Origin of the sequence: Caballeronia sordidicola (assembly GCF_000729995.1) — a bacterium.
Taxonomy (GTDB): Bacteria; Pseudomonadota; Gammaproteobacteria; order Burkholderiales; family Burkholderiaceae; genus Caballeronia; species Caballeronia sordidicola_A.
Genome location: NZ_JNFG01000008.1, coordinates 209829 through 231140, shown reverse-complemented (window position 1 = coordinate 231140; position 21312 = coordinate 209829). Strand labels below are relative to the sequence as shown.

At 59.4% G+C, this 21312-nt stretch carries 18 protein-coding genes; 4 read left to right on the top strand and 14 right to left on the bottom strand.

What is annotated here, in order from left to right; genetic code table 11:
* Window positions 1–144: 144 nt before the first annotated feature.
* Together FH08_RS0109415 and FH08_RS0109410 are read right to left on the bottom strand one after the other, a co-directional pair.
* Window positions 145–462: a helix-turn-helix domain-containing protein gene (locus FH08_RS0109415; RefSeq protein WP_235210312.1), complete on the bottom strand. Its 318-nt coding sequence runs from the start codon at window positions 460–462 to the stop codon at window positions 145–147.
* Between the two features lie 258 nt (window positions 463–720).
* The gene (locus FH08_RS0109410) at window positions 721–1206 is read right to left on the bottom strand and encodes a helix-turn-helix domain-containing protein (RefSeq protein ID WP_031358081.1); all 486 of its coding nucleotides are present in this window, start codon (window positions 1204–1206) and stop codon (window positions 721–723) included.
* Between the two features lie 237 nt (window positions 1207–1443).
* Here FH08_RS0109410 and FH08_RS0109405 point away from each other — a divergent pair, with 237 nt between their 5' ends.
* Genes FH08_RS0109405 through FH08_RS0109395 form a run of 3 tightly spaced genes read left to right on the top strand, consistent with a single transcriptional unit; the run spans window position 1444 to window position 7361 of the window.
* Entirely contained in the window at window positions 1444–2490 is a 1047-nt protein-coding gene (locus FH08_RS0109405; RefSeq protein ID WP_031358080.1) for a single-stranded DNA-binding protein, read from the top strand.
* A 3-nt stretch (window positions 2491–2493) separates the two neighbouring features.
* Entirely contained in the window at window positions 2494–5097 is a 2604-nt protein-coding gene (locus tag FH08_RS0109400; RefSeq protein WP_051888010.1) for a DNA topoisomerase, read from the top strand.
* Window positions 5094–7361: a hypothetical protein gene (locus FH08_RS0109395; RefSeq protein WP_031358078.1), complete on the top strand. Its 2268-nt coding sequence runs from the start codon at window positions 5094–5096 to the stop codon at window positions 7359–7361. The genes FH08_RS0109400 and FH08_RS0109395 overlap by 4 nt, the downstream gene beginning before the upstream one ends.
* 27 nt (window positions 7362–7388) lie before the next feature.
* On the opposite strand, the gene FH08_RS0109390 is transcribed toward FH08_RS0109395, so the two are convergent.
* The 10 genes from FH08_RS0109390 to ltrA form a co-directional block, all read right to left on the bottom strand.
* The gene (locus tag FH08_RS0109390) at window positions 7389–8627 is read right to left on the bottom strand and encodes a hypothetical protein (protein ID WP_031358077.1); all 1239 of its coding nucleotides are present in this window, start codon (window positions 8625–8627) and stop codon (window positions 7389–7391) included.
* Between the two features lie 37 nt (window positions 8628–8664).
* A complete protein-coding gene (locus tag FH08_RS0109385) occupies window positions 8665–9042 on the bottom strand; it encodes a hypothetical protein (protein ID WP_031358076.1) in 378 nt (125 codons plus the stop codon).
* Window positions 9043–9097: 55 nt separating this feature from the next.
* A complete protein-coding gene (locus tag FH08_RS49360) occupies window positions 9098–10135 on the bottom strand; it encodes a tetratricopeptide repeat protein (RefSeq protein WP_160172448.1) in 1038 nt (345 codons plus the stop codon).
* Window positions 10071–10646 carry a hypothetical protein gene (locus tag FH08_RS52495; protein ID WP_160172447.1) on the bottom strand — a complete coding sequence of 192 codons (576 nt, stop codon included), beginning with the start codon at window positions 10644–10646 and terminating at the stop codon, window positions 10071–10073. The genes FH08_RS49360 and FH08_RS52495 overlap by 65 nt, the downstream gene beginning before the upstream one ends.
* Before the next feature lie 22 nt (window positions 10647–10668).
* A complete protein-coding gene (locus FH08_RS50310) occupies window positions 10669–11742 on the bottom strand; it encodes a TraU family protein (RefSeq protein WP_268810822.1) in 1074 nt (357 codons plus the stop codon).
* Between the two features lie 84 nt (window positions 11743–11826).
* The gene (locus FH08_RS0109370; RefSeq protein ID WP_031358073.1) at window positions 11827–12897 is read right to left on the bottom strand and encodes a TrbC family F-type conjugative pilus assembly protein; all 1071 of its coding nucleotides are present in this window, start codon (window positions 12895–12897) and stop codon (window positions 11827–11829) included.
* A 64-nt stretch (window positions 12898–12961) separates the two neighbouring features.
* A complete protein-coding gene (lepB, locus tag FH08_RS0109365; RefSeq protein ID WP_160172446.1) occupies window positions 12962–13477 on the bottom strand; it encodes a signal peptidase I in 516 nt (171 codons plus the stop codon).
* Window positions 13467–14186, bottom strand: a complete 720-nt coding sequence (locus FH08_RS52490; RefSeq protein WP_031358071.1) for a hypothetical protein — start codon at window positions 14184–14186, stop codon at window positions 13467–13469. Before FH08_RS52490 ends, lepB begins: the two co-directional genes overlap by 11 nt.
* Window positions 14183–16609 (bottom strand): TraC family protein, encoded by a 2427-nt coding sequence (locus tag FH08_RS0109355; RefSeq protein WP_031358070.1) that lies wholly within the window; start codon window positions 16607–16609, stop codon window positions 14183–14185. The genes FH08_RS52490 and FH08_RS0109355 overlap by 4 nt, the downstream gene beginning before the upstream one ends.
* A 186-nt stretch (window positions 16610–16795) precedes the next feature.
* Window positions 16796–18163, bottom strand: coding sequence for a group II intron reverse transcriptase/maturase (gene ltrA, locus FH08_RS0109350; RefSeq protein ID WP_031358069.1), 1368 nt, complete (start codon window positions 18161–18163; stop codon window positions 16796–16798).
* Between the two features lie 228 nt (window positions 18164–18391).
* Between ltrA and FH08_RS0109345 the strand changes: the two genes are divergently transcribed.
* On the top strand, window positions 18392–19546 hold the full coding sequence (locus FH08_RS0109345; protein WP_031358068.1) for an IS110 family transposase: 1155 nt from the start codon (window positions 18392–18394) through the stop codon (window positions 19544–19546).
* An 842-nt stretch (window positions 19547–20388) separates the two neighbouring features.
* On the opposite strand, the gene FH08_RS0109335 is transcribed toward FH08_RS0109345, so the two are convergent.
* Both FH08_RS0109335 and FH08_RS0109330 read right to left on the bottom strand, forming a co-directional pair.
* Entirely contained in the window at window positions 20389–20712 is a 324-nt protein-coding gene (locus FH08_RS0109335; protein ID WP_051888007.1) for a TrbC/VirB2 family protein, read from the bottom strand.
* Window positions 20713–20799: 87 nt separating this feature from the next.
* A complete protein-coding gene (locus FH08_RS0109330) occupies window positions 20800–21234 on the bottom strand; it encodes a TraV family lipoprotein (protein ID WP_031358066.1) in 435 nt (144 codons plus the stop codon).
* Window positions 21235–21312 lie beyond the last annotated feature (78 nt).

The following is a 21312-nucleotide window of genomic DNA, read 5'->3' as shown; positions in this document are numbered from 1 at the left end:
GGTGCGAATTCCGGTCAGCATCACCTCCGACCTCACCCTTGTCAATGGCTCCCCGCTTCGTCACCGTCTGCGAGCACTGGTTGCCTACGCAACCATACTGACACATCATTCTGGAGCACGCCGCAGTCCAATAGCACACTGCGACTAACCGTGTTCCGACACTTTGCGAGCTCGCGAAATGGCCTCAGGGCGCTGGAGCAGCGTGGCCGCGTCGACGTCCAGCGCGATTGCGATCTTCTCTATGTTGTCGATCGAGACATTGATCCGAGCTCGCTCCACCTGACTGATAAATGTGCGGTCGAGGTTTGCAGCGAAACCAAGCTGTTCCTGTGAGACACCCGCTGCGACGCGACAAGCCCGTACGTTGTAGGCAAGCAGCTCCCGTAGTGTCTTGGTCGGCTGGGATGGAGAAGGCGGCTTCAGTGTTGGCGACATGAACGCAATGCTTTCAATTCGAAGCATTTACATCCACAGCTTTTACACGTATGAGCGATAGAGCAGACCCGAATCAGGATGAAAGACCTTGTCAATCAACTGATGGGATGAATTCAGCCAGACCTCTGTCTCTGCGCCGTCTGCGCGGCCGGCACTGAAACGGTCTTGCAACGGGTCGCCCCGTCTAGTGTCTGTTTGCGGAATACAGCGGGCCGCCTCTAGTGTTCGGTCATACGACTAGCGGGCGGCCGTGGTTTCGCGCGACGGGCAATGAACACGCAGTTATTAGGGCTTCGGGATCGGTTTATTAAAAGCGGTCTCCGGCAGCTCCATGTGTGCGTGCTCGAGCAGAGTCCGCTTCGCGTACAGTTCGTACATCATCACGAAGGCCAATTGAACGCTTTCGGGTGTTTCGTTCCAGTCATCAGGGCTGGGCACAAGAACGTTTGCAGACGGATCGAGTTCCAGCTTTCTAAGCGCTAAGGCTAGAGATTCCTTTACGCCGTGAGAGACCACGCAGTCTTGCGCAGTGATGTAATTGCACCAGACCAGGATTGTCAGGACTGGCACTCCAAGGAACTTGGCAAACTTTTCTACATTGCTTTTGTCTCCTCCTCCCAGCCATCGGTCTCCAGCAAGAATACCTACCACGTGCGAGTAGGACAGTCCAAGAATCTCCGAGAGTCTTCGGGCATCAATGTTATGGCGAGCCATCATCGTCTTGACCTGGACGATAAGTTGACGCTGCTTCTCGAGGTAGGGGTGATCCATGTTTATGTCCTAGGGACGAAAGTAAAAGTTGAGGTCGATCACTTATGAGGTCGACCACTTATATACTCAATTTATGAAAATCTCACAATTGCTTTCTAAAATCTGTTGCAGGTTCCGCCTGGTAGGCTCTAGCAGGCCAAATGCCGAAATCATCGGCAAATTTTTCGCAGCGTGGCCAAAATTATTTCCTGCGGAGATTTTAAACTAGGATGGGAGTTCCTCAAATGGGAGCTTTCCATGACCGAAAAGTCCATCACGTTACTGTCTGTTGCCGCGCGGTCAGTACCTGCAAAACACCAGTACTACCGGGGCTTCAAGAACGTTGTCTACCTCACGGGTCACATTCATTCGATTGAGGGAGCAACGATCTGGATTCAGCTGACGAATAACCTGAATCTGCTCGTTCCCGTGACGGTGCCACCCGGAATCCGGCTACCGAGACCGTTCAAGGTGCGTGAGGCGGTAAAGATGATCTGCCAGGTTCAATCTCACAAGGAAGAGAGCGGAGAGCCGGGCCTTCGCGTGTACGCCCGTTCGTTTGAACGGCCGAACGTCCTCGAGCTACCGAACAAAAGCGCGTTTGAGAAGGTCGTTCCAGAACGCGCGCCTGAGGACAAAGACTTCCGCCCCTACGGTAGCGGCTACCGCGCGAGCAATGCGTGTAATCAGGTGAAGATTGCAGGCATGGTGGTGGGCATCAGCGTTCGCAAGACGGAAGTGGATCCGGGCGGTGAGGTCGTGCAGTCTGGTGCCTGTACTATTCTTTTGCGACAGGACACCGAGGAGGAAAACGTGATTCCCGTCAAATACTATGGGAAGCTCGCCGAGACAGTTGCTTCGTACATCAAGCCCGGCGACATGATCTATGCCGAGGGCAAATACCGGGTAAAGCCTGTCGAGATCGAAGGTGAACTGGTCGACGGTAAGCCTAAGGTGCGCCGCGTTCCGTTCATTCAGATCATGGAACCATCACTGCCGACTGCGATCGACATCGTTTATATCGGGGGTCCCGTAGACAAATACCCATCCTGGATGATCGAGATGCATCAGCGCTTCAAGCGCGGTGCGAAGCGCGCAGGACGCCCCGCGAAGCAAACTCCCGCGGCGCCGACTTCCACTGCGTCAGAAGCGTCAACGACCACTGGAGTGACGCCAGCAACACGCGAAGTTGACGTAGCGACGCTAGACCTCGAAAGCCATCCTCTGTGGGCGACCCTTTCCGCAGAACACCAGCAAATGTGCCGTGATAATCCAGAAGACCGGAAGATGATTCTTGGGGAGTAAGCCATGAAATCCCTGATCATCGCGGAGAAGCCGTCGGTCGCGAAGGACATCGCCAAGGCGCTCAATGTACGGGTTGTCGGGGACCATTGGGAAAACGACTCCCTGGTGATCTCCAATGCGGTCGGGCACCTTCTGGGGCTGACTGCGCCACCCGAAATTGCGAGCCTGCTCCCGGTCATTCCGGAACGCTTTGCGTTCGAGGTCCGGGATAAGGCGCAGAACCAGTTGAACAAGCTGATTACGCTGATGAAGCGACCGGATGTCGACACGGTGATCAATGCGTGTGACGCTGGTCGCGAAGGAGAGGAGATATTCCGGCTGATTGTGGAATACGCTCGCACATCCAAAACGCTAAAGCGGATGTGGCTTCAGTCAATGACGCCTGGAGCTATTCTCCAGGCCAGCAAAAACCTGCGCAGTGACGCGCAGATGCGGCCACTCGCCGACGCTGCCCGAAAGCGCAATGAGAGCGACTGGATCGTTGGGATCAATGTCACCCGCAGTTGTTCGCGTATACGCGGCGAGCAAACCACTGCTGGCAGGGTTCAGACGCCGACCCTCATGATCGTCGTGGCGCGTGAAGAAGCGATCCGCGCTTTTGTGGCACAAGAATACTTCGAGGTTCGGGCGCGTTTCACGCTTGCGGCCGGAGCGTATGACGCAACGTGGCACTGCCCTGCAGAATTGGTTAAGCCTGGCGCGCCGGCAGAGAGGTTGTGGGAACGGGGAAAGGCGGACGCGATTCTCTCCCGCTGCACCGGACGCAATCCGGATCGAATCGAAGAACACACAACGCCAAGCCGCTCGGGCGCACCCGTGCTCTTCGACCTGACAACGTTGCAACGCGAAGCGAACCAACGTTTTGGCCTCTCTGCAAACAACACGCTGAAGATCGCGCAGGCCCTCTATCAGACCCACAAGGTTCTGACCTATCCTCGCACGGATTCGCAGGCGTTACCGGAAGACTATGTGCCGACCGTAACCCGGACCGTTGAGGCCCTTGCGACGCAAGGATATGCAGAAGCTGCGCGACGGGTGCTCGATAACGGGTGGATCAGGCCGACAAAAAAGGTCTTTGATAACAGCAAGATCTCCGACCACTTTGCCATCGTTCCCACTGGATCCAATCCACAGGGTTTGTCGGCAGACGAGGCGAAAATCTACGATCTGGTTGCAAGGCGACTGCTCGCCGTCTTTCATCCAGATGCGGAATTCGCAGTGACGCTGCGTACAGCGTGGATTGGCGATGACCGATTCGTCGCACGCGGCAAAGTGCTTGTCGCACAGGGATGGCAAGCCGTGTATGGGGACGCCCCTGCGAAGAAGGCCAAGAAGGGTACCGACGGCGACGCGGAGGCCAAGCTACCAGCACTGGGCGCAGGTGAGCGAGGCAAGACCGAGTCCATGAAAATCAGCAAGGGAGAAACAAAGGCGCCACCTCGGTTCAACGAGGCAACGCTACTCTCCGCCATGGAGCATGCAGGAAAGGACGTAGCTGACGATGCGCTGCGCGAAGCGATGGCCAAGAAAGGGCTGGGCACTCCGGCCACGCGTGCGGCGACGATCGAGAAACTGCTCGAGGAGCAGTACATGACGAGAGAGCAGCGCAACCTCGTTCCCACAGCAAAGGCCTTCGAGCTGAAGGCGCTGCTCACACGGCTTGATGCCAAAGTGCTGCTTTCGCCAGAGCTCACGGGAGATTGGGAGGCGCACCTGAAGCGTATCGAGGAGGGGCAGGCGAAGGGGTCGGAATTTCTCGATGGAATCAAACGCCTGACGGTCGATATCGTTAACCGTAGTCTACAGGTACCGCCCGCCGCAACGTGTGAAGCATGCGGCAAGCCGATGATGCGGCGCGAGGCAAAGGGAAACAGGGGCCATTTCTGGGGATGCACAGGCTTCCCAGCGTGTTCGGCAACCCGTCAGGACGTCGATGGCAAACCCGGCGCGCAGCAGGCCGCGCCTACTTCGACTTCACCAACCGGCGAGACCTTCGCTTGTCCGACTTGCCGCAAGCCCATGATCAGGCGCACAACCCAGAATGGGGCTTTCTGGGGCTGCAGCGGTTACCCCAAGTGCAAGACGACTCTTCCGGATGCTGACGGGCGGCCGGGCGAGGCACGGACATCCCGTGAGGCACTGGGGAAAGTGACCGCGGCAGCGAAGGGGGTCACATTTCCGTGCCCAAAGTGCGGCAAAGCGCTCATGCAACGAAAAGGCGCAAACGGCCCCTTCTGGGGTTGTACGGCCTACCCGATGTGCAAGGCGACGTTGCCCGACGATAACGGCAAGCCGGGCGTCAGAACGGCCGACGTCGCGGGAAAAGCAACCCGTTCTGAGGTCGAACGGCTGACCTTGCCGCCGGCTCGGCCAAAACCTCCGACAGGAGCCACCGAGACGTTGGCGAAGTCCGGAACCGTCGCCGTCGCGGAAAAACCCGCATCGTCGACGCCGGCGAAAGTAACCGGTGGACCTATCGGATCAACGTGTCCGGGTTGCCAGAAAGGCACGCTCACACTCCGCTCCGCGCGCGCGAGTAACCGCCCATATGCCGGTTGTACTCATTTCCCCGAGTGCAAGTACTTCTACTGGATGGATAAGCCGTGATATCGCGTCAACAGCCCATCATCAAGGCTACCGCGTTTGTCTCGATCTTCTGGTGGTGTCTGCTGACGTTGTGGCACGCCGGCTGGAGCTTGAGAGATATGGTGTTGCACGGCGCGACGATGGGCTGGGAATATTCTCTCGCAGTCATCGTTTCCGTTGCAACCGGTATTGCCGCAGGCTCGGCGGTCACCACGTATTCGATCTGGTTCGACAGACGCCAGGTGCAAAAAGCGCTGAAAGGAAGGATCGAGCGCGGTGTCAGCATTACGATCGGACCCATACCGATTCATCTCGGCGAGTTGCCGCGCGACGACAAGTCGCTTTCAGAGCATGACGTCGCGGCAGTCCGCGAGATTCGCGAAGACGGTTCAACCGGATTCTTGACCCAGTGGCACGCGCATTTCGACGCGCGTGCACCGGAGCACAGCAGGCTCATGTACGCGCTGGAGCGGGTCATGGCACAACACCGTGCCCTGCCAGCGACCCACGTTCCAGGAGGCCACGGCGGTCGCAATCTGCTCGTTCATAGCCTGCTGGTTTGCTGGTACATGGTGAAGCTGGCTCCGTCGCACAACTACAACGGCACAATCAAGCTGCCTGACTTCAAGATCACGTTAAAGCTCAAGGAACCAGCGTATCAGTTCGACGGTGACGACCCGCTGATTGCTCTGGTGGGACTTGCGCACGATATCGGGAAGATCGAATGCTACGAGTACGATGACAGTGGTGCGCTGATCGGTTGTCGTCGTGACCATGATCTGACGGGCTCGCGCATACTCGCGCGGATGCCGGAATTCTGGGATCTGCCTGACGATGACCGCGATACGCTATCGCTTGTAGTTGGGCATTACCACCATCCCCAGGACATGCCCACTCTCGATGGGTTCGAGGTCCTGTCCGATCGCAATCACGCGATGCTTGAGCTGCTGATCCGAGCGGATGTTCTCTCGTCCAAGCGCGAAGCGGGCCTGAATGCTGCGGCGGCAAAAGGCGAGCTGGGCGGCGAGAGCCAGTTTGTTGAAACAATTGAAGGCAAGGATCTCTGGAAGGCGGTCGAATCCGTTCTGACGCGCGTTGGCACGATCAACGGTCGAACGGGCTCCGGGAACATCGGCTTCAAGTATCGCGACCCGGCTAGTGGCGCGAATCTTGTCTACCTCGTCGAGAAGGATTTCATTGACGCTGTCAGCGCTGAAGCGCGTGTCACCAACACCATTCAGGAACTCAGGAACGACGTATCCGCGGTCTCGAAAAAGGTGTTGATGCTTTTCAATGATCGTGGCGTGCTGTACACGGATCGCGAACGCAGTCCCTCGACGGCACTCTATAACGTCCAGTTTTTCGCGGCGAAAAGCTACTGGGCAGACCGCGAGCGCAAGGTGCCTAAAAGCGGAGAAGAGCGGGGCGCGCCGGCGTTCCGGTTGGGCTCGGTCATTGTCATCAGGGCTGACACCCTTTTCCCTGCGCTTGGCCAGTTAGCGGATTTCGACAAGGTGCCCGTGATCGGCAAGTCGAGGCTGGGCATGGGCGGCGTTCGCAAGGCGGGAGGCGCCGATCGCACCACTATCGCGGATCTTGCGCTCGGTGCCGAACTTCAGCCTGAAGTTACTGACTCGACACCCGTAGGGGATGCAGGCGAGGAAATGCCCGGTGGGTTCGACCCGCTTGGCGCCGCTCTTCAGGCGCAGGAGGCGATTCGGCGTGCGAAAGAGTCAACGGCGCCCTCGGCGCCGGCCGACGGGGAGGTCAATTCGGAAGCGAATTCTGACAGCGGTGACGGCGGAACGCCTTGGGACGACGAGGAAACACCGTGGGACGAACCGGATAGCGGCGAGTCAAGCCCCGGGGCTGACCCAGTACCGGATTCATCTGAGTCGCCATCGGCGCCAGTTGATAATGAAGAAAATGTAACGCAGGATGGCGAGAATTCAGCCCCCGCTTCTGCCGATCCTGCGCCGGCGCCGACGTCTGGCAAGCAATCCTTGTCGCCACGCACCCTGTCGAAAGCGGTCCGTTCGATGCTGTGGACGGGAATATCGAAAGGGGAGCTCGTGCACCGCGAACTTGCCGCCGATGATGATAGCCCGGGTAACAAGGTAATGTGCCGCACGGCCGACGTGAAAGCCTACATGGCCACGCGCTCGAAGCTTTCCTATACCTTTGAAGATATGGACGAGGCCATCAGGCAAGGTGTGATAGATGGCGTGCTGGTCGTCGGTGTGTGCTATCAGATCCTGCGCGACGCGCCGCGTGGCGGCGCATGACAACGATGAGCGCCGGCGGCGCCGATCTTAGCCGCCGCGCGCCTTACCTGAGCTTGTGCCCTGCTTCTCAAGCTGCAGCACAACCCGGTGGATTGAGACCAGCGTTTCCAGGTCAACCGGTTTGCGATTCTGCTGCCACCAGCGGTACATCGTCGACTCACTAACGGCCTGGCCTTCGGGCATATTCGCAGTGCACAGGACCGCAATCTCTCGAGCCGCCTTTTCGGGCGATGACTTGAGTCGCAGGCGCTTGCGCCAATTCTGAACGATCGTTTGCATGTCATTCGTGATCAGAAAGGCAGTATCCCGCTTTTTGAGTAACTGGGCGCGAAGGGCCTGCGCACGCGCGAGCAGACCCTGCGCCTGTTCGTGCCGATATACGTTGCCGGAGAGCAGCGCGGACACCACGGCCGTCGACGCCTCGAGGGCCTGTGCGAAACTTCGGTTCGTCATGCCGAGCTCGAGGCGAATCTCCAGCAATTCGCGGGCGGTCGGTTGGAGCTCCCGAACGGCCGGATCTGGGGAAGTCTTCGCGTCGGCCATCTCCCGCTCGATTTCAATCGAGTGCGCTTCGTCAATGAAGCGGGGTTTCTCGGTAGTCAGGTAGGGGGACAGTTGCGTTTTCATGGTGGAATCGCCTGAGGATTTTCGCGAATTATACGGGTCAATTTTATTTCTCGAACCAAGTGGTCGTCCGGCGCGACGATAACGGGAATCACTGCGAGGAATCGCCTGAGGCCAGCCCAATCGTTTGATTTTTTCGGCCAGCGCGCGCTTTGCGCTTTCCTGATCGAGGCTGATCTCGACATGATTGCCCGTCGCGGGTGAGGCGATCGTGGCCTCGTCCGGGATGCGGCTTACCGCATCTGAGTGGTCCTCATCATCACCGTCGTCCAATAATACTTCCCGCTGCGCGTTGCGCAAGGTGCGAGCACAGTTCTCCGCCGTCGCAAACACGAGGGAGTACACGTTTGCGGGCTCGTCGAGGTTGGCGAGCAGCTTTTCCGTGAGAATGAGCCACATGTTCATCATCAGATCGTCCGCGTCGCAGCTATACGCGAAGGCGTGTCGCATGGTCATCGCTCTTACGCGTGGACATTGAAGCCATGCCCGGGCCAGCTCCGGCGACTGACCTGTCCACGCCGACCGGGGTAGCCGGCCAAGTGCCACGTGCAGTACACCGGGCGGACGCATCGATGTACGCTGCGTCAACTGGCCCGTGCCAGAATCCAGGCTGACATGGCCGGAGATTTCGATCTTTTCCATTTGTGTATTTGCTCCAGGGTTCTAACGGCGAGCCCGGCTATGCCCCGTTCTCGCGTGGAAGTCGTGAGCAGGCGAGCTCCATCTTCTCGAGGGCGTTGTCTCCGGCGCAGGCGTAGTGGATCAGGGCCTCGCGGGCGACAGCATTGAGGTTCCGGGACGCGTCCCGAACCGCGATGATGCGAGCCAGCTCGTGCTCAAGACAGCTTGAGTGAGGAGGCAGCGAGCGCTCAACGCGTGAGGCGAGGTCCGCGACCGTTTCTGTCGTATCGACGTCGAGTCTGACGTTGCCGGCTGTGTCGACAATGATCCGCGGAACGCCGAACGTTGTGGCCCGGACATAACGGGCGATCGAGCGCAGGAAGTCGTCGATCGGGTGATCAGGCGATAGACGCGTATCGTGGCCGGTATGTCGCATCGTGTATGGCGCGGCAGTGAGTTATGGGAAAAGCCTTGCCTGCGGGCCGATCCGGTCAGGAAGGAACGGTCCCGAGGCCGTACTTTGGTTCAGTATTCATGGGCGCCCGATAGTCGACCCGTTCCGGCACACGGGCGTGACTTTGTAACCACAAGCGGGCGCTCTGCCGGGCGGTATCCTGCTGGTTCGGGTTGAGCCCATTCATCGCAGCCTGGGCAGCGCGGGCGTACGAAGGGTAGCCCTCGGAAGCAATCAGAAGCCACCGTGCTGCAGTGACAGGGTTTCGATCGAGCAGAGAGTTGGGATCTGAACTCTGGATAACGGCCAAGGTGTACATCGCCTCCCGGCTCCACAGATCCGCTGCGGCTGTGAGCTTGAGGTTCGCTTCGACCTGGTTGGCTTGCATCCCAATCCCACGCAACAGGCAAAGGCCAAACTTGTAAAGTGCATAGGGCTCCTGGCCCGCGGCCGCAGCGCGGTACCAGCGAGCGGCTTCGTCGAGGTCTCGTTGAACGTTCAGGTATCCATGCTCGTAGACGTTTGCAAGATTCATGGCAGCCGGGACAAACGCGTGCTGATCATCCCCTGCCGACGCGGTGAACCATTTCACAGCGGTCGCGGGGTCCGGTGAGATGCCATTGTCCCCGTACAGGTAGATGAGGCCCATGTTGTAGGCCGCGAGGGTGTTTCCAGTGATGGCCGTCTTGTCCGCGGCAGTGCGGCACGCGATACCGTAAGCCTTCATCGCAATCGCTAGATCTTTGCCGACACCAGGCGCCTTGCCAACGTGGTGCAGGTACCCGAACTGGAACGCTGCCCAGCGATCCCCGTTGTTGCCGCGTTGACGCAACTCTTCGAAAGCGGCGTTGCTGCCGGCAGCAGCTGCACGATAGAGGTTGTACGCGCGCTTCTCACCGTTGTCGAAGAGGCTAAAGGGTGCGAACTGCGCGCGAGCGCCTGCGGGAATGGCAAGGAGAGTGACAATCGTGAAGAGGGCTGATCTCCGCTTCGTTTGGATCACCGTCATTTCAGTCGCCATCACCACTTCCTCCGTCGCTACCACCTGCACCGTCAGCGCCGTCCGATGCCCCACCACCACCTCCGCCGCTGCCATCGGAGGCGGGCGCGCAGAGCTGGGCCATGCTTGGAAATGACTGTTGAGCGGCCTTAGGGTTGACCGCTCCCCCGTTGGAGTAGGACGTCGCATATGATTGCATGGCCTGAATCCAGGCTGCGCATGGTGTAACGGTTGAACCAGCGGGGAGGCCCATGGCTGAGAGCGCATTCGCCGCGCTTAGCGCGCCGCTTTGCATGGCACTTGTTTCCTGCTGCGATGTATACGGTGAAGTGAGTGGCGCGTTCGTCATTCCGGTACTGCCAGCGTTCGCACCGCCCAGCGAGCTGCCGACAAGACCGGTAGTACTCCCCGGAGTGCTACCGGCGGAGGAGACCAGTTGACCCGCTCCGCTCGCCTGCGACGTCACAGACGCGGACGCGCCGGCGGCGGCCGAAAACCCGTCTGATACCTGTGCTACCGCGCTTTCCGGTGTTGCCGCGACTGGCAGGCCGGAAAATAGCGTCACCCAGATTAGCTTTTTTCGCATGTGATGTCCTTTGTTGTCACCGTCACTCTTCGCAATGGTCTACCCATCGCCAAACGAGATACGCTTCGTCCTCACCGGTTCCGGGCACCTTTCGACCCAACCCCCAGAGGTATTCAGATGAACCAACACTGTGGGCACACCGGTTTTCAAGGAACGAGACCGGATTGATCGAGCCTGCGTTCAAGGAAGGATCGCTGTCAGTCCCGACCGAGTTACCGGCCTCGCTGACCGGGAACATCATCGTCATCTTGAATTCGCTCTTGTTCATGACGGGCATAGGAACGGGACTGCAGGCGCCGCTCACCACCGCTTCCCCGACAGTCGTCATGCCGTACTTCGAATTGACGGCGCCGTACCTTGCCATGGCATTCATCGTGTACATGACCTTGGCAGCAACAAGCGACGATCCGGTAGTGACGTCCTTGTTGCCGAAGTTGCCGGTTAGCGGGTATGCCGCTCCCCAGCACCCCATCCACCAGAACATTGCGTCGTCGGCGGCGCCGGCAATACTTGCGAGGCCCGATGCCATTTCCGCCGCGCAATCAAGCGGCGCGGCGATCATCGCGACAGGATTTTCGAAAGCAGCCGCTTCAGGAAACAGCAGATTAGAAAGTGCTTCGTCGTCCCAGAAAGGAAGAAACAGCGACGACATATACGAGTCATCGCTTATTCCGAGATCGGCACTTCCCGATCCAACGATGGTCGCGAATATAGAGGACAGAGGGAAGTCGTAGAGGTTGAATTGCCGAAAGCCGCCTTCGGCCAATGACCCGGACTCTGCTGTTCCTCCGGAGCCACCCGTGCGTCGACCGGCACCTAGTGTGCTCCCGAGATTCAGGCCTCCGAGCATCGGCGAGCATCCGGGCGAGCGAGTGGTCTCAATAACAGAAATAGGTACCCACGTGCCCTCTGGGTATCCGGGAATCTGGATATCAAACGGTCCATCGCACCAGCAGATTGTCTGGCGGACGGCATCATAAGGCGCGTCAACATCGTTTGGCGGAATGACGTCTACGCCCGCTATGATTAACGGGAACATTGAGTCGTAACAAAAGTTCGTGTAAAGGTCTGAAGGAGACGCAACGTTGCAACCCATGGCGACGCTTTGCGCCTGGACGCTGGCCGGATGCAGCAAGAATGGGATGACGAACGCGAGAAGCCGGAGAAAGTGCCTCATGGCCTACATGCCTCCTTCGACTCGGGGTGAAAACGTCTGCACGACAAGCAAGCCGTTTTCAGCCGTCAGCAGACTTGGAGCGGCCTGGAGCTGGAAGCGCTTGACAATAATCTTGTCGAGCATCATGGGCTTGATCCCGGTTTGCTGAACAAGCGTGCTCAGGCCCTCCTCGTCGAAGTGCGTGACGAGCAACCGTCCGTGGGGGTAGCGCTGCATCCATGTGCGGGCCATCGCGATTTGTCGCTCGTCGGCTGGGTCGATAATGACAATCGCACTTCCAGGCAGTCCCGACTTGGCGAGTGGGTTGTAGCGGGTCCCCTTGGCTATGATCAGATTGCCTTTCCGGTCTCGGATGTCTTGAGGGAACGTGACGCTCAGGTCAACGGTATACCGTGTGTCACGCTGTGCGAGCGGAAGCGGGGTCCCCAGATCCATCTGGCGCTTCATGTTTGCAGCCGTTCGACCTTGCCATGCCTTCCAGTCGTAGTGCTGCATGCGGTCGCGGAATACGTCGGCGAGATCCTGCTCGCTCACGGGCCACGTCATACCGGTAGCGCGAGATTTAACACCGGCGTCGATATCGCGGGTTGCAGATTCGATGGAGATTGCTCCGTCGACGCGATACCACTTGTGATCAACAACTGATTCGTGCATCACGACGGGCACTCGCGTCACGTCCCACCTTGCAAATGCCTGGGGAAGAACTGCAACGACAGGCTGGCCCTCGCGTAGGCGATTTTTGAAGTCCGTCACGGCCTTGACGTGTTCGTTGGTCTTGCGCCCGTTGTTGCCTTCCAGACCACGCAGAAAGAACACAACGTCACGCCGTCCGCGGCCTTCGTCCAGCAGGGCTGAGAGTTCACGATCTGGCATTGACATTGAAATGAAGACCGCAGTCTTGGCTTTGAGAACCGCTTCGGTCGCGGGATTTTTCCCGTTGTCATGCGTCGTCGGACCTCCGAACACGGACTGCGCCTTGAGCGCGCCGGCTCGGATCTGCTGGTTCTGTTCACGGACGATCGCCAGAACGTCGCTGGTCGCCCCTACGCCGGCGCGAATGTTCGCGCCGGTCACCGCGGACTGCGCATTTGCGAGCTGCGCAATGACTGTGACTCCAGCGAGCAGCGCTGAGATTTGCCTAATCCAGCAACGTATCTTTAGTGACGATTTGATCATGACGAATCGGTCCCCAGTAACGGGAGTCATATGAACGGTATTCGGATCCGAACACGAAGTACTGGCCGGCAGGAATGCGGTACCGGGTGTCCCACGTGTTGACGGGCTTGAAGAAGTGCTGCGCACCCCGCGCGAGCGTGCCAAGGATCTGGCCGTTAATGCTGATGACCCCTTGACCGATCACCACCGTGTCACCGGGCACACCGGCAACAATCTTGGTCATGAGTGCACCCCGCGGAAACAGGGATGCCTGTTCGTTTCGGAAGGTGACGAGATCCCCGCGCCGGATCACACCTGTATCGATGCTTCCCCAGTACCATTCCCACGGAAGGCAACCGGTTTCTTCACGGTCGAAAAATATGTAGCCGTAACGGTGCAGGAGATCGGCAGACGGCCGCGCCCCAAAGAGTGCGACTGGAACGAACGCCAGTATTGCCGCAATGAGCGTAGCGTTCCGGGCGGGCAATCTAGTTATCAAGTGCCGGGCTTCCAATGGAGGGACTTGTGGGATTGCTTCCGACGGAGCTCGCGGTGCTATCTGGTGCGGCAGCAGGGGTGGCAGCCGGCGTCGCGCCGGGGAGCGCGTCGGGCGCAACGATTTTCTGCGCACGCGACCAGTCAAGACCGAGCTCGCCGGCTACCTGCGCGCTAACGTCAATTCCCGCAGGCGCAGCGACAATGGCCTCCCGACGGACCAAGAGGCAGCTATCGGCAAGCGCGCCGATAGTCGCATCCATTTTCTGCAGCTGGCTACGGTAGAAAACCTGCGCCTCAGCGGCAGATTTTCCGTTGGAGCGGGTCAAGAGGTCTGCCACCATCAGCGACGTAAGGCGACTCATATCAATCGTGCTGTAGCAGGTGGCACTTCCCGTATTTGGCGTCGAGGACTTGAACCAGGCGAGTGGCGAAATGGACGGCATATGTGCGACCAGCGCGCGGCCTCCAAACAGCAAACCTGTACATACCAGCGCGACGGTCGCGACCAGCCGGAGCATGCCCCAAAGACCAGCGCGCACCGATGGGGCGGCCGCAGCCGCGGTATCAGCGATGGCGCCCGTACCCGACGCCCGCGAATCGATGGGACCGTCGTGGGCACGCTGGGTATCGTTCGACGTCGGCGTGCCGAGGGTAGGTTCGGACCGGGGCGGGTTCTGAGGCACGTCGGGGCTAGGCGAGCTCTCGCTCATGCGCTTTCTCCGCGAATGAATTCATGAACAGCTTCGATGACGTCGTCGCCGCGGTCTGCTGCGGCGAGGATCACGTGTTTCTCGGCGCCTTCCGATGAGAAGAGCACCTGGTTAAATCGCGATTCAACAAGTCTTGCGATCCCCGAGCCGCTCTCGGTCCGGAAGTAGATCTCGGAATATCCACCGCGACCCTTGATAGTGTGAACACTGCGCAGCAGGTCGGCCTCCGCTTCGCCGATATCCATCCACCCGTTTTTGCGAGCCAGGTTGATGGACTCAGATGCCTGCTGCATGATGAATTTCGTCGCGGCAGTGCCGGCGATGGTCGGGCCATGCGGACTGTTGTAGAGCTGCGTGAGGTTCTGAAGAATCAACCCAATCGACCCGGTTTCTTTGCGGACCTTCGCGTACAGCTGGGCGATGAAGCGAGCGAAGGGTTCGTCGGGCATGATGTCGCCGCCTTCCTCAATCACGAGGATTTTTTGCTGCACGCTCCCCTTCGTCGCATACATGTCCTGTTCGCAGCGGATCATCAGCAGCTGCTGGATGACCTGTTGCAGGTGAGGTTGCGATCGCAGTTCGAAAAGCTCGAATGTGACCAGCTGCGCGTCGGCATGCAGTGTGTTCGGGCCAGAGAACCATGCGCCGTAAGGACCTTCAGTGGTGAACGGGTAGAGCTTGCGTGCAAGTTCACGGCTGATTTCGTCATTTGCCTGGTTCATGAGGTACTGGTAGACCTGAGTGACCTCCATGGCGGGCCCGTACGATGCCCACACGCTCTTGATAGAGGACATGATCCGGACGGCCTCAGACGAACGGGTGGGCTCGTTCGGATTGGCCATCTTGCAGAGGAGGGCCTGCAGCACGCCGATACTTTCGTCAATGTCAGTGACGTTCGTAAAAGGGTTGAGGCTATCGCGGGTCTTGTCCGTAAATTCGATGTAGTCGCCGTGATGAGCCTTGGTGAACTTTCCGTGTGAACGACGGATGTCCAGAATCCGAACGATCGCGCCGAGCGCGAGGTAATCCTGCAACATGCGCTGCACGGCAAACGACTTTCCCGCGCCGGCGTCGGCCGTCAGCAGCCAGTTGAAGTTCGAGTTACGACCGTGAAAAAGGTCATAGCCAAACGGGCGGCCGCGGCGAGTGGTCAGAAGCATCGCGTTACCGTAACCTCGCCACTCGTCGATCACGGGCAGGAACTGCGCCGCATGGACCGAACCCATCGTGAAGAACCGGCGCGTTCGTTCAATGCTCCTAGCGCTAGGGCATAGAGGTAGGGTGTTGTAGAAATTCGGCCACGTGATGTGTTTTTCGAGGGACATCTGCATGTCCTTCCCAGAAAAATACGACTTGAGTCGCGCCGCCATACGATTGATATCCCGCGCTGAGCGATTAAAGAGCGCGAGCGTGGTATTGACTTCAACGGCATTGGCCCCGGAGTCGAGCGCCGATATCAGAGTATCGAAGCCTTTTTTCTTCGCGGCAAGAAGCGGCACCCACTTGAGTAGGGGGCCGAACGCCTGCTGAGTTATGAGCACTGACTTTGTTCGCACTCCACCAATCTTTTTGCTTTGCTCAGGGACGTGGACGGTTGTGGTTAGAACAAATGGCATGCTGATTTGCGTGCCGGTTCCATCGGGCGTTCCGCGCAGCAGGTCCATGAGATACAGGCTGGCTTTTTTGGGGTATTTCGCCGTCGTCATCAATCCGATATGGACGTGCCCCGCGCTGGTTGGAGAGTCGGCACGAATCGTAGACTTCAGCTGTTTGATACGCTGGCTGGGAGTGAAGATCTGATCACGAATGGTTTTATCTTCATCGTACGAGCGATTCCACTTTCCATACATGTCGAAGTAGCGACGCAGGACTGCCAGATACTCGTCGGGACCGATCGGCTCGACAGGAAGCTTCGCTGCCTCGTACATCGCCTGCACGCGGTCACGCAGCTCGCGGAACTCCGCTATCTCGGATGCCTTAGGGAAGGGTATGCCTCGCGTCGGAATCTTTATTGCCACATAGTGGCGGGCGTCGAGCACGCGTGTGGTCAAGGTCGGTGCGAGTCGCTGGTGGGCAGCAGCAGCGATAAAATTTGCGCGATCATCGCACGCGACTTTCGCTACTCGGTTGCCGTATGGGCTGTGTACACGCGCTTCCCGGTACGGGGAAAGCTGGTCGTCCAGATCCGGGACAGCCATCTGGATGTCCTGAATGAACGTGCCAGGCGGGTAATGTTCGCCGAGCACGTTCTCAAGCATCTTCTGGATGTTGATGTCCGCACCAGTAATGAAGTCACCCTGAAGAAGTGCGCCGAGCGCACCGTCTTCGAAGAAGAACATATTGTCGTCGGCAGCAAGACAGGTAAAAGCGTCTCCCGGTCGGTTGCGATCAAGCATTTCAGCTATACGGTCGGTAGCACCCATCAGAAGTCCAGTTTGAGTCAAGGTTGCCGAATGTGTCTGCCGAGGGTATCACCAATCGCAATAAGATAATTATTTGCGACTAAGGGTAACTATCAGGATCGGGATAGGGGCAGACCTCGCGGCCCGACCCCTCCCACACCACCGTGCGTACGGGTCCGTACACGGCGGTTCGGATCGGTTGACCGGCTATGTGCGTAACGATGGAAGACCGAGGGAGCCGAGATAGCGATTGGTGAGCGCGCGTTGCAGAGCGGGACTGTTGCTCAGCCGCCATGCATCGTGTGGGGAGCCGACCGTTTGGGCGGCCAGATTCCGGTCGACACCGCGTGCTGTCAGTTCCCTGAAGCGGTTGGGGCTAGTCCCCCACTGTTTCCAGAACACGCAGCGAATACGGCGTCGCACCCACTCATCCAGCCGCTGTAGCGTACTGGGCGTCTCGCAGAAGCCGAAGTAACCGCGCCACCCAGTAAGATAGCGTTTCAGCCGCTCCATCAACTGTTCGATGCTGATCCCTCGTGTGCGTTGCGTTAGCTCCCGGATTCGTTCCTTGAACCGAAGAAGTGCCTTGGGCGCGATGCGCCGTTTGACGTGTCCACGGGTAAGGAAGGTGAATCCGAGAAACTTCCGCGTGTGAGGTTCGGCCACCGCGCTCTTCGCCTCGTTGACCTTCAACTTGAGCTTGCCGGTGAGGAAGGCTTTCAGCCCCACCATCACCCGCTGACCCGCGCGTTCGCTGCGTACGTAGACGTTACAATCGTCGGCGTACCTCACGAAACGCAGCCCGCGTCGCTCAAGTTCCCGGTCGAGATCGTCGAGCATCAGATTGGATAACAACGGTGATAGGGGGCCGCCCTGGGGCGTACCCTCGTCCGTTGCGCCAACCATCCCGTTCTCCAGCACGCCCGCCGTCAGGAAGGAACGGATCAGCTTCAACATCCGTTTGTCGCTGACCCGTTTTGCCACCCGGCTCATCAGGATGTCGTGGCTCACGCGATCGAAGAATTGTTCGAGGTCCAGGTCTACAACCCAGCGATGTCCCGCCTGAATGTAGCCTTGCGCGCGCTCCACTGCCTGATGTGCCGAGCGTCCCGGGCGGAAGCCGTAACTGGCATCCGAGAACGTCGGGTCCCACTGCCTTTGCAACACCTGCAAGACCGCCTGCTGGACGAATCGATCAAGCGCAGAAGGAATGCCGAGCTTGCGCACGCCACCGCCATCAGGCTTGGGTATCTCGACCCGTCTCACCGGTTGGGGCTTGTACGTGCTGTTGAGCAGCGTGTCTCTTATCGACGGCCAATGCTCACGCAGGTACGCCGGTAGTGCCTGAACCGTCATGCCGTCCACGCCCGGCGCGCCCTTGTTCGCCTTCACACGTTTCAACGCCTGTCGCAGGTTTCCCCGCTCGCAGACTTCCTCCATCAGTCGGTCACAAGCCGACGGGCTTTCAGGTTCGGGGTTCGCCGCCATAGGTTCAGCCCCTCGGGCGGCAGTCCTCCGGGCTTCACCCAGATTTCCGTCGCCAAGGACGCGTTGCGTTTTCTGCTGCGCTCCCATGTCGAGTTCTCCGGCTTACTCGCCGCTCCTCTCCGTTTGGGCCTTCCAGCGTTGCCGCTGTACTATGCCCGCTGCTGACTCCTGCACGATGGTCAACGGCCCTTGCGAGCCGTTCAGTCCTGATTCCAGGACACCGCACAGGCCTCCCGAGATCCTATGAGGCATCCAGGCGGTCGGCGAACTGAGGGCTAAAATCAGCGTGCCAAGCCTCATTCACAGGAGAACATCATGCGCACAGATCAGGCATACCCAACGCATTCCGAAGAGGTCGTGCTGGCGGTGTCACTGGAGCTGGCCGCCAGCAAGTGGAAGGTTGCGCTGCACGATGGCCGGCGCGAGCAGCCGGCGGTGCATACGGTCGCGCAGCCGCAAGCCGCGGCGCGCCTTCAGGCGGTGCTGGACCTGATCGAGGCACACAAGGAGAAGTGGTCGTTGCCGGCGGGCGTGCGGATCGTCGTGAGCTACGAGGCCGGCCAGGACGCGTTCTGGATTTATCGCGCGCTGCGGGCGCGACACGTCGAGTGCTACGTCGTCGATCCGGCAAGCATTCCGGTCGAACGCCACAAGCGGCGGGCCAAGACCGACCGGCTCGATGCGATCAAGCTGGTGATCAACCTGCGCGCGTGGCTGCGTGGCGAGCGCGACCGCATGCATGTGGTTCACGTGCCGTCGCCGCAGGACGAAGCGTCGCGCCAGCTGATGCGCGATCGCGGGCAACTGCAGAAGGAAGTGCTGCAGCATCGCGACCGGATGCGCAAACTGTTGGTCACGCTCGGTTGCTGGGACGACGTCGACCGCAAGGCCTTCGCTGGCCGGCTCGCGCGTGACGAGGTGAGGTGCCACGACGGCGCACCGCTGCCGCTCGAGTTGCGTGAGCGGCTACTGCGCGAGTGCGAACGGCTGGCGCTGACCGAGCAGCAACTCGCGGCGTTGGAGAAGACGCGGCAGGCGAGTTTGCCGGCGCCCGCGCGCGAGCGAAGCGATCACTTGGCGCGCCTGAAGGGCATTGGCGAAGTAGGTGCGTCGCGCCTGACGCTGGAGCTGTTCTGGCGGCAATTCCACAACCGGCGCGAACTTGGTGCCTGCGTTGGCCTGGTGCCGCAGCCCTACGACAGCGGCGAGAGCCAGGTCGACCAAGGGATCAGCAAACAGGGCAATCGACGAGTGCGCGCGTTACTTGTCGAGATGGCGTGGTCCTGGCTGCGCTACCAGCCCGACAGCGCGCTGACGCAGTGGTTCAACCAGCGCACGCAGGGCACGGGACCGAACCGCCGCGCGCGGCGCATCGCGATCGTCGCGGTAGCGCGGCGGCTGGCGATTGCCCTGTGGCGCTATCTGAAGGACGGCGTGATTCCGGAAGGTGCACAACTGAAGTCGGCTTAGGCCATCCCGTTCGCAACCCGCCGGTAACGCGGAGTCAGGCAGTACGCAACACACACGTCTGAGGTGAACATGCCCGTGAGCTTACCGGGTTGCCAATGCAACCGATTCCTGAGATGGGGCATGTTCCTGGAGATGATTCCGGCGCAACGCGCATGCAGGATGAGGCTGGCCAGGCGCCAGCGGATAGAAGGTTGTGAGACGCTGGAGTCTCACGCGCGCGATGATCGGCTTCAGACCTGGGTGGCATGGAATGGATTACAGCCATTGTTGACGGCGGTGGAACTCCGCCGGAATATGCAGCACAAATGGCGCTTGTATGGTGGCGAGCTATCGCGCTCGCCACCATACGCCAGCATATTGCCCCTTCGCAGCGTCAAGGGTCCGCTGCGCCAGGCTTCGCCTGCCCTTGACCCAGTTATGGCGCTTCCGCGCGAATGCCGGGAAGGACTTTGACCGATGATTCGAGAGCCACAGTCAGTTTGTGAAAGGCCTTGACAACTTTCTGCTCATAGAAGGTAAGCTCAACCGCCTTCGCCACACGCCTGCCAGATCTACCACCCCGGACCTTGATGGTTATGGACTTCGCGATCATCGGCTCGCTCGTCCGGCCGAGTAGGCCTCATATCTGATTTCTGTTCGTCAGGTCGTGGCTTTGCTACACGCTTCCTTCAGACCCCTCCTCACGACGACGCCCTTGCGTTTCGCTAGCCCTTCACCACCATCAGGTTGGGCAGGGGACTCGCACCCCCAAGCTGTTGCGCATGCTCGGCGCACCGAAAAAAAACCGCCCGATGGGCGGTTAAGAGACCGGATTGCGGGGAGCAATCCGTCACGAGGTCTAGCTAGAAGATGGCCGAGAACATGCCAGTGAGAATGGTCGGGCCGTAGATAGCCGTTAGCGTGATGCCGAGACCCAGCAGCACGCCGCCAAGCGACCCGCGGGCAACCGCAGAAATCAGTGCGATCGCAATCCCCAACAGGGCCAGCATTTTCCCGCCCGAACCACTGAGAACGCCTGTCAACCACTGGACGACCGTATCGAAAGTCGAGTCGCTGCCGGCGAACGCGTGGACTGCCACCAGGCACACCGCGAGAATTACGACAATCTGCAGTAACAGCTTTTTGCGGGATTTCGGATCTGCCCAGCGTTCCTTCAGATTGGCCATCTCGGCTCCGTGCAAGGTTCAAAGTGGTTCGAATGATAATTGATAATCGCTTTGTGATTTAATAGTATGTTATGAGATTTCTAAAAATCAGTTACTCGTGTTGGTAGTTGGCAACTGACTCTGTGACTGCGCACGAGCAACAGGGCGTGCGGGGGTAGGCCGGCTTCCACCAGGCCCAGAGGTCACGAGTACTGCGCCCGTATTCGGGCTCGGGTCGATCCGGTAGGGCACGAGCGTCTTCGCCTGAGAGGTGTTCGAGTTATTGCCAATGGCCCAGCGGCGGGGCGTCACTTCGACGAAGACGATGCTTGGGAAATGGAGTTGCTGCTGATCGTCCTGCCACGTGTTGATCCACAGTCGCATGATTTTTGCCGGTTCCATCACGGGCATAGACTGCTGGACGGGTTCGGGCAGGCTGACCTGAATGGCTGACACCGGTTGCGGGTCAAGGAGACCTTGGCGTACGTCCTTGCCTGAGCCCTTGGCTTCGGCCGCCTCGACGGCCGCAGGGTTGTTAGACATCGAATAAGCTTCGCGCGCGGATACGCACCCTATTCCCTGACCGCCCGGGCAGGAAGGTGAAGAGGAGCCGATGCCGAA